This window comes from Anoxybacillus sp. TBDG-1 (genome assembly GCF_054815885.1).
On record NZ_JBTZSY010000031.1, the window covers coordinates 20,218 to 31,634 of the forward strand.

Annotated in this window: 9 protein-coding genes; 3 read left to right on the top strand and 6 right to left on the bottom strand. The window is 38.6% G+C overall.

Annotated elements, in window-relative coordinates; genetic code table 11:
* Positions 1-59 precede the first annotated feature (59 nt).
* Positions 60-995 carry a 1,4-dihydroxy-2-naphthoate polyprenyltransferase gene (locus ACYQY7_RS10120; protein ID WP_461201916.1) on the top strand — a complete coding sequence of 312 codons (936 nt, stop codon included), beginning with the start codon at positions 60-62 and terminating at the stop codon, positions 993-995.
* Between the two features lie 88 nt (positions 996-1,083).
* Positions 1,084-1,815 carry a yteA family sporulation protein gene (locus tag ACYQY7_RS10125; RefSeq protein ID WP_461201917.1) on the top strand — a complete coding sequence of 244 codons (732 nt, stop codon included), beginning with the start codon at positions 1,084-1,086 and terminating at the stop codon, positions 1,813-1,815.
* Positions 1,816-1,855: 40 nt separating this feature from the next.
* On the opposite strand, the gene ACYQY7_RS10130 is transcribed toward ACYQY7_RS10125, so the two are convergent.
* From ACYQY7_RS10130 to glgB, 5 genes are read right to left on the bottom strand one after another with little or no spacing between them, the layout of a single operon-like run.
* Positions 1,856-4,243 (bottom strand): glycogen/starch/alpha-glucan phosphorylase, encoded by a 2,388-nt coding sequence (locus ACYQY7_RS10130; RefSeq protein ID WP_461201918.1) that lies wholly within the window; start codon positions 4,241-4,243, stop codon positions 1,856-1,858.
* Positions 4,230-5,684: a glycogen synthase GlgA gene (gene glgA, locus ACYQY7_RS10135; RefSeq protein ID WP_461201919.1), complete on the bottom strand. Its 1,455-nt coding sequence runs from the start codon at positions 5,682-5,684 to the stop codon at positions 4,230-4,232. The genes ACYQY7_RS10130 and glgA overlap by 14 nt, the downstream gene beginning before the upstream one ends.
* Positions 5,681-6,703 carry a GlgC family sugar phosphate nucleotidyltransferase gene (locus ACYQY7_RS10140; RefSeq protein ID WP_461201920.1) on the bottom strand — a complete coding sequence of 341 codons (1,023 nt, stop codon included), beginning with the start codon at positions 6,701-6,703 and terminating at the stop codon, positions 5,681-5,683. Before ACYQY7_RS10140 ends, glgA begins: the two co-directional genes overlap by 4 nt.
* Entirely contained in the window at positions 6,691-7,863 is a 1,173-nt protein-coding gene (locus ACYQY7_RS10145) for a glucose-1-phosphate adenylyltransferase (protein WP_461201921.1), read from the bottom strand. Before ACYQY7_RS10145 ends, ACYQY7_RS10140 begins: the two co-directional genes overlap by 13 nt.
* Positions 7,811-9,736 (bottom strand): 1,4-alpha-glucan branching enzyme, encoded by a 1,926-nt coding sequence (glgB, locus tag ACYQY7_RS10150; protein ID WP_461201924.1) that lies wholly within the window; start codon positions 9,734-9,736, stop codon positions 7,811-7,813. Before glgB ends, ACYQY7_RS10145 begins: the two co-directional genes overlap by 53 nt.
* Before the next feature lie 274 nt (positions 9,737-10,010).
* Here glgB and ACYQY7_RS10155 point away from each other — a divergent pair, with 274 nt between their 5' ends.
* Positions 10,011-10,988: a cation diffusion facilitator family transporter gene (locus ACYQY7_RS10155; RefSeq protein WP_461201922.1), complete on the top strand. Its 978-nt coding sequence runs from the start codon at positions 10,011-10,013 to the stop codon at positions 10,986-10,988.
* Between the two features lie 21 nt (positions 10,989-11,009).
* Here ACYQY7_RS10155 and ACYQY7_RS10160 read toward each other — a convergent pair whose 3' ends face one another.
* The gene (locus ACYQY7_RS10160) at positions 11,010-11,186 is read right to left on the bottom strand and encodes a hypothetical protein (RefSeq protein WP_461201923.1); all 177 of its coding nucleotides are present in this window, start codon (positions 11,184-11,186) and stop codon (positions 11,010-11,012) included.
* Positions 11,187-11,417 lie beyond the last annotated feature (231 nt).

An 11,417-nucleotide genomic window follows, 5' to 3' on the forward strand; every position in this document is an offset into this window, starting at 1 on the left:
TTTTCCCCACTTCCCTAAACTTATTGTGAACGACATTTTACTTAAAGGAGAAGAATAGTATGCCGACACCAGTACGTTCAAATACTCAAACGGTTCATTATAAACGAGACTGGCGTGTTTGGTGGCGATTATTGCGTCCACATACGCTTACTGCAGCGTTCGTTCCTGTGTCCATTGGTACTGTGCTTGCAGTAGATGAAACGCCAATTCACTTCCCTTTATTTTTTGCCATGCTCGTAGCTTCATTATTTATCCAAGCGGCGACAAATATGTTTAATGAATATTACGACTATAAACGTGGGCTAGATACACCTGAATCCGTCGGAATCGGTGGAGCGATTGTCCGTGATGGCATCTCTCCAAAAACGGTTTTACTACTTGCTTGGTTTTTTTTCGCTATTGCTATGCTACTTGGTGTTTATATTTGCTTCAATAGTAGTTGGTGGCTCGCTGTTATCGGCACGATTTGTATGGCAGCAGGATATTTTTACACAGGGGGACCCGTTCCGATCGCATATACCCCGTTTGGTGAATTGGCAGCCGGTTTTTTCATGGGGTTGACCATTATTTTAATTTCGTTTTTTATTCAAACGGGCACAATTACATCGACGCCTATTTTTGTTTCTGTTCCCATCTCTATTCTAGTCGGCGCTATTTTATTAGCCAATAACATTCGCGACTTAGAGGGGGACAAAAAAAGTGGTCGAAAAACGTTAGCCATTTTACTCGGTAGAAAACGTGCCATTTCGTTATTAGGTGGCATGTTTGTTACATCATTTTTATGGGTTGCATTGCTTGTTTTCTCTGAAACGATTTCGCCATGGACATTGCTCGTATTTTTAAGTATTCCAAAAGCATGGCAAGCAACAAAAGGATTCATTGGAAAAACAAAACCGATCGACATGATGCCAGCAATGAAAGCAACAGCTCAAACGAATACGCAGTTTGGATTTTTACTCGTTGTCGGTCTATTTATTCATTATTGGATGCAATAATTGTTAAGAAAAACCATGGCCTTGGCGCTATGGTTTTTTCTTTTTGGTCCATACTATGCATAGTTGAATATAAAGGAGGGGTTATATATTGCAAAACTTATCCAATTTGCGTGAACAGCTATTACAAGAAAAGCGGCAAATTATGCAACGGTTAAAACAAAATGACCATTTCGGTCTCACGCGAACATCTGCTCATGATTCAGTTGGGGAGCTTTCAAACTATGACAATCACCCTGCAGACAGCGGAACAGAACTATATGAACGGGAAAAAGATATTGCTTTAAATGAACATACAGAAAGAGAGCTTCATGATATTGAACGTGCGCTACAAGCGATGGAAAATGGAACGTACGGAATTTGCCAAATATGTGGAGAAGCGATCCCTCTCGAACGTCTTGAGGCCATTCCAACAACGATGTTTTGTAAACAGCATAGTGCTGATCAAGTTGTTTCACAACAGCGTCCAATCGAAGAAAGCGTTTTGTCTCCTCCATTTGGTGAATTTGTCGTTCATGAAGATATAGAAACATTTGATGCTGAAGATAGCTGGCAAAAGGTAGCTCATTTCGGTACATCAGAAACACCTTCAGATGTTCAAGAAGATACGGTACATTATGATCGAATGTATATCGATGCCGAAGAACAAATTGGTTACGTCGAACCGTTTGAAACATTTGCAGCGACAGACCTTTACGGGACAGGTATTACGATTTATCCAAACATTGTACATGAACAATATGAACAAGTGCTTGACGACGAGCAGCTTATGTCTCCGCTCGGCGACCTTCCTGCATATGAAAAAGATCCTTATACTTCATAAGGAAAGTCCTGTGAGCATAGCTTACAGGACTAACTTTGTATTAGCGAATATGCCAAATGTCGTGAGCGTATTCTTCAATCGTTCGATCGCTTGAGAAATATCCAGAACAAGCGATATTCGTCACGCTCATTTCTAACCATTTTCTCCGATTTTCATACGCCGTCCCCAACCGTTGTTGGGCATCGGCATACGATGCAAAATCGCGTAAAACAAAATATTGATCGTTGTGGGCAAGCAATGAATCGTAAATCGGTTCAAAATGATCGTACGCATCTGGAAAAAAACCATTCACAAGTTGATTTACGACTTGATGAATCCGTTGATCATGATGATAATATTCATACGAATGATATCCACCGTTTGCATGATAGTGCAACACTTCTTCTGCCGTCAACCCAAAAATAAACATATTGTCATGACCGACACGTTCTAAAATTTCAATATTTGCTCCATCTAGCGTCCCAATTGTCACGGCTCCATTCATCATAAATTTCATGTTTCCTGTTCCCGATGCTTCTTTACTAGCTGTTGAAATTTGCTCACTTACATCAGCTGCGGGGAAAATTTTTTCTGCCAACGAGACACGGTAATTTTCTAAGAAAATAACTTTTAACCGTCCGTTAATTTGCTCATCGCTATTCACCTTTTGTGCAACGGAATTAATTAACTTAATGATCCGTTTCGCATAATGATATCCTGGCGATGCTTTAGCGCCAAAAATAAACGTTCGTGGATGCATATCGAAATGCTCATCTTCTTTTAATCGGTTATATAAATGCATAATATGGAGTACATTTAATAGCTGTCTTTTATAGGCGTGTAATCGTTTCACTTGCACATCAAAAATCGATGAATCGTCTACAGTCACCCCTGTTTTTTCGTAAATATATTTGACCAACTTCTGTTTGTGGTGATGTTTCACTTTTGCTAATTGTTCTTGGAATGCATGATCGGTTGCATATTTTTTTAGTTGAATCAGCTGCTCTGGTTGCTTGATCCATTCCGCTCCAATCGCTTCTGTAATAAGAGAAGAAAGCTGTGGATTGGCTTTTAACAACCAACGGCGATGTGTAATGCCGTTCGTTTTATTGTTAAACTTTTCAGGAAAGTATTCGTAAAACAGTTTCATTTCACGATGCTTTAAAATTTCAGAATGTATTTTCGCCACACCGTTCACACTATAGCTCCCTACAATCGCTAAATGAGCCATTTTGACGAGCCCATGGGCAATAATGGCCATCTCCTCGATTCTTTTCCAATCACCAGGATATCGATTCCATAAGTCGCGACAAAACCGTTCATTAATTTCTTGCACAATCATATAAATGCGCGGCAATAGCGGTTGAAAAATATAAATTGGCCATTTTTCCAACGCTTCCGACAATGTGGTATGGTTTGTATAAGAGATCGTGTTTGTCGTAATATGCCACGCTTCGTCCCATCCCATTCCTTCCTCATCTAACAAAATGCGCATCAGCTCGGGAATAGCTAAAACAGGATGTGTGTCATTCACATGAATAGCTACGTGCCGATGGAAATGTTGTAAATGACCGTACCGTTGCCGATAATCGCGTACGATGCTCCCAATGCTTGCAGCAACAAGAAAATACTGTTGCTTTAGTCTTAAAATTTTTCCTTCATCGTTCGTATCGTCAGGATATAAAAATTCAGAAATCGCTTCCGTTTCTCGCTTATACTGCATGACATGTTTATGAAGCGGAAACCTCGCGGGCTCAGCACTCCATAACCGTAACGTATTTACGGTCTTCGTATCATATCCAATGACAGGCATATCGTAAGGAACAGCCATCACTTTTTCCACATCATAATGTCGAAACGTTAAACGCCCATCTTGTTCGTAACATTCCACTTTCCCCCAAAAATTGACCTCTACCGCTAAATCTTCCTTTTTTACTTCCCAAACGTTCCCATGACGCAACCATTGTTCTGGGAGCTCGACTTGATAACCATTCACTATTTTTTGATCAAATAAACCATGTTTATATCGAATACCTTGTCCATGTCCGGGTAAGTCGAGAGAAGCAAGGGAATCCAAAAAACAAGCAGCTAATCGACCAAGTCCTCCGTTTCCGAGACCCGCATCCATTTCTACTTCTTCAATATGAGCTAACTCAATGCCTAGCTCTTTCAGTCCTTCTTCCACAACCTCTCGTATACCGAGATTCATTAAATTACTACCTAACAAACGCCCTAACAGAAATTCAATTGACAAATAATATACTTGCTTTTTATGTTCGGCACGGTATCGTTCGTTCGTTTGAATCCAATGCTTACTAATATACTCGCGAATCATATTCCCTAGCGTATTGTATTGATCAAGGACAGTCGATTCCCAAAACCGCTTTCCATACATCATTTCTAACCGTTTCAAAAACGTTTGTTTAAACTCTTCTTTATTCGTGAACATAGATGCCACTCCCAGCCATTAGTTCGTCGTATAGTTGATTGTATTTAAATGCCGATTTTGCCCAACTGTAATCGTGACTCATCGCCTGCTTCATAATCGTTTCCCATATGTCTTTTTGTTCATAAAATGAACGAGCACGCTGGATGGTATATAACATATCATGCGCATTAAAATTTTCAAACGTGAACCCTGTCCCTTCTTTCGTAAATTCGTTAAATGACTGCACTGTATCGTTTAATCCGCCCGTTTCTCGAACGATTGGCACAGCCCCATAACGCATGGCAATCATTTGTCCAAGACCACACGGTTCAAATTTAGATGGCATTAAAAACATGTCCGCCCCCGCATAAATTTGATGTGCAAGCTGCTCCGAAAAGCCAATATACACACGCACACGATCAGGATATGTTATCGCCATTTCATGAAAGAAATGTTCAAACTCCCATTCCCCTGTCCCAAGGATCATCATCTGTATGTTTTCTGCTATCATTTCATGGAATACACATTTCACTAAATCTAATCCTTTTTGTTTTGTTAACCGCGACACAATAGCAATAACAGGAACGTCTTCTTCTGATGGCAATGAAAAATGTTGTTGGAGAGCTCGTTTGTTAATACTTTTACGCGCAATTGTCGTTACATCGTACGGCACTGCAATATACGGATCTTTTTTCGGATTGTATATTTCATCGTCAATTCCGTTTAAAATTCCAACTAAATGCGAACTTCTTGCCCGCAATAACCCGTCAAGCCGCTCTCCATAATATGGCGTTTGAATTTCCTCTTTGTATGTTGGACTGACTGTTGTAATCATATGCGCTGATACAAGCGCCCCTTTCATAAAGCTGACGTTTCCATAAAACTCTAAATGTTCAATCGAAAAATAACGGTCGCTTAAATTTAGCAAATCCCCTAAAATCTCGCGTGGAAAAATGCCTTGAAACTGCAAATTATGAATCGTAAATACCGTTTTCATTTGCGCGTAAAATGAATTTTTCGCATATTCTTCACGCAACAAAAATGGAATCATACCTGTATGCCAGTCATGGCAGTGAATCACATTCGGTTGAAAATCAATAATGGGGAGGGAATCGAGTACAGCGCGACAAAAATATGAAAAACGCTCGCCGTCATCGTAATGTCCATATAATGAATCTCGCTTAAAGTAATACTCATTGTCGACAAAATAATAGGTAATTCCTTCATATTCCAATTGTTCAATTCCACAATATTGTCTTCTCCAGCCAACACGAACAACAAGTTCAGCAATTTTATTCATTTTTTGGCGTATATGTTGTGGGATCAACCCATACTTCGGTAACATAACACGCACATCTGTCCCAAGCTTTTTCAACTCTTTTGGTAATGCGCCAGCCACATCAGCTAAACCGCCTGTTTTTACGAATGGTACACATTCTGATACGACAAATAATACTTTCACGATTTCATCAGCGCTCCTTGTATTGTTCCTTTTCGAATAACGATCGGTTTTTTTGGTGTTCCAATTAATTTTACCCCGTCACCAATCCGCGCATCTTTATCAACGATTACATACGAAAGATGACAATTCTCCCCAATTTGACTTTTTTGCATAATGACACTGTTTTGAACGACAGTCTCTTTTCCGATTTTTACAGCTCTTGAAATGATGCTATTTTCAATTTCCCCTTCAATGACGCATCCGTTCGCGATCATTGCATTCCGAACGGATGCATGCGATGTATATTTGGTCGGTGGTTCATCTTTTACTTTTGTATAAATCGGTCTCCCTTTTAAAAACAATTGTTTCCACACATCTGGTTGGAGAAGTTCTAAACTATGATGAAAATAACGTTCGACACTATCAATGACCGCGACATATCCATCATATTCATAATCGCATACGGTTAATCCATTCGTTTGATCATTAACAACATCAACAATACTGCGATATTGATTTCTTTGCTGGTTTGCGATTAAATCAAGCAACAATGATGTTTCTAAAATAAACATATCAAGCGACTTTCCACGATAACATATACGAGTAATGTCGCAATCGTTCGTAATATGGCGGCTCAATACTTCCTCATAGTCAATATTGCACACCGTATAACTGTTGCAAATAAGAGCGTACTTTTGTGTACTCCGCAAAAAATAGTCAATATGCTGTTGAAAATGTTGAAACGATCCAATATGAGAAATCGGGAGATCAGGCGAAGGGAAAAAGAATAATCCGTCACGTTTTCGGTTTAAATCCCAATTTTTACCCGAACCAAGATGATCCATTAATGAGCGATATTGATACTTTGGGAAAATGGCGACACTTTCAATACCTGAGTTCACCATATTTGATAAAACAAAATCAATTAGCCGATAGCGACCAGCAAACGGAACGGCTGCGATAGAACGTTGAAGCGTCAAATCACTCATTTCTGGTGTATATGTCGTGGCATCAATGACCCCAAGCATTAATTTTCCCACGTTTTCCCATCCTCTCTCTCAGAAAAATGTCCCAAAATCTCTTCTGTCACAAGAATGACTTCCCCATCATATGAGTCTGCACAAATGAATGCTCCGTCGGGAATTTCTATGTTCGGTGGGACAATCGCTTTTTCAATGTATACATTTTTCCCAACCAACACATTAGGCATAACAACACAATCTTTCACTTTCGCACCTTGTGAAATGTACACCCCTTGGAACAATACAGAATGTTCTACATTTCCTTCAACCATGCATCCTTCATTTACTAAAGACTCTTTTACTTGTGCATATGGGGCAATATATTGCGGCGGCTCATTTGGATTTACAGAATAAATGCGCCACGTATGATCAAACAAATTTAATGCCGGGGTATCTGCGAGTAAATCCATATTTGCTTCCCATAAACTTTTTACTGTTCCAACATCTTTCCAATACCCTTTAAATGGATAAGCAATCAGTCGTTTTTTTTCATCAATAAGCAGAGGAATAATATCTTTGCCGAAGTCATGGCTCGAGCGATCATTTCGATTATCCATTTCTAAATATTCTTTCAAAATAGACCATTTAAAAATATAAATGCCCATAGATGCTAAATTGTTTTTCGGATGCGCTGGTTTTTCTTCAAACTCTATAATTTCCATATCTTCATTCGTGTTCATAATTCCAAAGCGACTCGCTTCTTCCCATGGTACTTCAATAACAGAAATCGTCACATCCGCCTTTTTCTCAATATGATATTGCAACATATCCGCATAGTTCATTTTGTAAATATGATCGCCAGAAAGAATGAGCACATACTCTGGATCATACTGCTTTAAATAGTTTAAGTTTTGATAAATGGCATTTGCTGTTCCCTTGTACCATTTCATTTCTGATGATTCAGCATACGGAGGAAGAACGGTTACCCCCCCATTTTTTCGATCCAAGTCCCATGCACTTCCAATTCCAATATACGTATTTAACTCTAGCGGTTGGTATTGTGTGAGCACCCCAACGGTATCAATGCCGGAATTAGCGCAATTGCTTAATGTAAAATCAATAATGCGATATTTTCCACCAAACGGAACAGCTGGTTTAGCTAAATTTTTTGTTAATGAGCTTAATCTACTCCCTTGTCCCCCTGCGAGTAGCATAGCGACGCACTTTTTTCGTACCATGGCTTTCCTTCCCTTCTCTTTTTCTTGTTGGTCGTAAAATCGTTATAGCATACGGCGGAATCGTCATGCGAATATGATATGGTTTTCCGTGATATGGTTCTTCATATGCGACAAGCGGCTTTTTGTTTATATGTCCAGCCCCCCCATACATGACATCATCACTATTGAACACTTCTCGATACGATGTAAGGGCGGGTACTCCCACTTTGTAATCGTGATATGTGACATTTGTAAAATTACAAACGACAATCAACATATCTTCTTCTTTCTTTCCTCGCCGAATAAAAGAAAAAATACTTTGTTCAGCGTTGTTTACATCAATCCACTCAAAGCCGCTCGGATCGTGATCACATTCATATAATGCTTTTTGTTTTTTATAAAAATGCGTGAGGGATTTCACGTAATCGCCCATTTTTCGATGCATGTCAAAATCTAATAACATCCAATCGAGCTGTTCTAAATCTTTCCACTCATCAAATTGCCCAAACTCTCCACCCATAAACAATAGTTTTTTTCCTGGATGCGTCATGAAATATCCGTAAAGTAGACGAAGTTGAGCAAATTTATCCCAATAATCACCCGGCATTTTATTTAGTAATGATTTTTTTCCGTGCACTACTTCATCATGGGATAAAGGCAAAATAAAGTTTTCCGTATAAGCATATAACAATGAAAACGTCATTTTATGATGCATATGTTTCCGTTCATTCACGCTCGTTTCCATATAACTTAATACATCGTTCATCCAGCCCATATTCCATTTGTAGTTAAATCCTAAACCTCCATCGTACGTCGGTGCAGTCACTTTTGGCCAATCCGTTGAGTCTTCAGCGATCATTAATACGTTGGGATCAAAAGCAAACACAACTTCGTTTAATTTTTTTAAAAATGAAATCGCATATGGGTTCGGATGTAGCACATCGCTATTTGGCCAATAAAGCATATTTGCAACCGCATCAACACGAAAACCGTCAATATGGTAATACTCTAACCAAAATAAAGCGTTTGAAATTAAAAAGCTATGCACTTCCGGTTTTCCTAAATCAAAGTTGGCTGTTCCCCACACAATATTTTCACGATCTTGCATATTCATATATTCATACGTCGGCTCACCATCAAACATATATAATCCATGTGCATCTTTACAAAAATGCCCAGGCACCCAATCTAAAATGACTCCAATTCCTTCCTGATGACAGCGATCAATGAAATACATCAGATCACGGGGCGTTCCGTAACGGCTCGTCGCGGCATAATAGCCTGTTCCTTGATATCCCCATGAGCGATCGAGCGGATGCTCAATAAGGGGTAATAGTTCAATGTGAGTAAATCCATGTTCGACAACATAAGGAATTAACTCATCTGCCATCTCCGCATATGTATAAAATTGCCCGTCTTCTTTCTTTTTCCATGTACCGAGATGAACTTCATAAATAAACATCGGTTGCTCATAAATCGTTTTTCGCTTCTTTTTTCTTTGCCACGCTTGATCATTCCATTTATATCCATCCAACTGATATACAATAGAGGCTGTGTGGGGGCGTTCTTCAGCATAAAAAGCATATGGATCTGCTTTAAGAAGAGTGCGTCCATCTTTTGTTGTAATTTCGTATTTATATAAATGCCTTTCTAAATTTTCTGGGACAACAATCATCCATACTCCTTGGTCGTTTATTTTTATTAATTCATGCTCCTCCCCGTTCCAGTCGTTAAACGTCCCAACAAGTCGAACTTTTTTGGCATGTGGGGCCCATACACAAAAACGTGTTTCTACTCCCCCATCTTGTTTCACAAGATGTGCCCCGAATAAGTGATAGCTTTTATAAAACGTTCCTTCGTGAAATAAATGCAACTGCAAATTGGTTGGACTCATCGTTAGCAAATGTTCATCCTTCCTTTCTTCAAAGGGTACAGAAATAATTCCGTACTGAATATATTACACTAGGTCATATAAAATTCCTGTAAGAAAATTAAGATATTTTTCGACAATGTTCAACAAATCACATGCTAAATATGATGAAATGAAAATCAATACGAACATCCATAAAATTGTCGATTGATTATCAAATGATAATTATATAGAATATTTTATAGTAATTATTATATATACTTTTTTATATTTATTTTAAATAATAAGGGGAGTTTATATGTACGATTTTCATCATTTACCGCATATGAAAGTACAGACAACGTCAAAAAAAGCACTTTGGACGACATTGTTATTAACAACTTTTTTCACGATTGTAGAGATAGTAGGAGGCATTTTATCAAATTCTCTTGCTTTATTATCAGACTCAGCGCATATGGCTTCCGATGTGATCGCATTAGGACTAAGTATGGTTGCTATTTATTTAGCTTCTCGTCCACCAAATAAAAAATTTACATTCGGTTATTTACGATTTGAAATTATCGCCTCATTTTTAAATGGACTTGCGCTTGTCATTATTGCTATTTGGATTTTCATCGAAGGGATTCGTCGGTTCATTCATCCTGAAACCATTCAATTTTCCTTCATGTTAACCATCGCAACAATTGGATTTGTCGTTAATCTTGTATTAACAGTCGTTTTAAGTCGGAGTATGAAAGAAGAAGAAAATTTAAATGTAAAAAGCGCGTTATGGCACTTTATTGGTGACCTACTCAGCTCTATCGGTGTTATTATTTCAGCTATTTTAATTTACTTTACAGGAATATATATATTTGATCCGCTTATTAGTATGGTCATTGGTGGCATTATCTTTATAGGTGGAGCAAAAATTGTTCGAGAATCGTATTTTATTTTAATGGACGCAGTTCCGCACGAATTTGATATCGAACGCATCCGAACCGATATTCTATCTATTGAAGGCGTTGAGGATGTACACGAATTGCATATATGGTCCATTTCGACAGATCATTATTCTTTAACTGCACACGTTCTCATTCATGAGCACATTCAACCATTTTGTGTCATTTTAGCAATTAATGAAATGTTAAAGAAACAATACAATCTCTCCCATGTCACCATTCAAGTTGAACATCTATCTATTCATCAACACGGAGAGTATGGAAGGAAATTTTTAGAACGGAAAAATAAAATGCATATAAGCGGGGAAGTATACAAAAACGTTACTCATGTGGAGTAGCGTTTTTTCTTTTTTTATGCTTTATAGATGAATACAATGCATCAATGTGTTAAGATGATAAGAAGAGGTGACACCGCCTTTATAGTAAGGAAGAAACGTCTCCATCGAGATGCGCTCGACCATTTCGTGAACCACGTGAGCCATATTATCCGACGGAATGAGATCGGCAATATTTCTCGGCAACGTGAGGTTATCCATGGTATACTCTTTAAAAGAAACATAATGATGCTTCGTAAAAGAATCGCTCCTTTTTTTCGGCGGTAGTTGTTGTGGTGACTCTACTCTACCAGAAAATGAGCGATTCTTCTATTTTGGGTGAAAAAAAAGCTGCTCCAAAACGCATTCACGTTTTGGAGCAACCCCTTTTCTATTAGTGACCCGTACGGGATTCGAACCCGTGTTACCGCCGTGAAAGGGCGGTGTCTTAAC

What these genes read in the sequence shown, in the direction of transcription:
- ACYQY7_RS10155 (WP_461201922.1), top strand. Translation starts at nt 10,011, where the DNA reads ATGTACGATTTTCATCATTTACCGCATATGAAAGTACAGACAACGTCA.
- ACYQY7_RS10145 (WP_461201921.1), bottom strand. Translation starts at nt 7,863, where the DNA reads ATGGTACGAAAAAAGTGCGTCGCTATGCTACTCGCAGGGGGACAAGGG.
- ACYQY7_RS10130 (WP_461201918.1), bottom strand. Translation starts at nt 4,243, where the DNA reads ATGTTCACGAATAAAGAAGAGTTTAAACAAACGTTTTTGAAACGGTTA.
- glgB (WP_461201924.1), bottom strand. Translation starts at nt 9,736, where the DNA reads ATGAGTCCAACCAATTTGCAGTTGCATTTATTTCACGAAGGAACGTTT.
- ACYQY7_RS10120 (WP_461201916.1), top strand. Translation starts at nt 60, where the DNA reads ATGCCGACACCAGTACGTTCAAATACTCAAACGGTTCATTATAAACGA.
- ACYQY7_RS10160 (WP_461201923.1), bottom strand. Translation starts at nt 11,186, where the DNA reads ATGGATAACCTCACGTTGCCGAGAAATATTGCCGATCTCATTCCGTCG.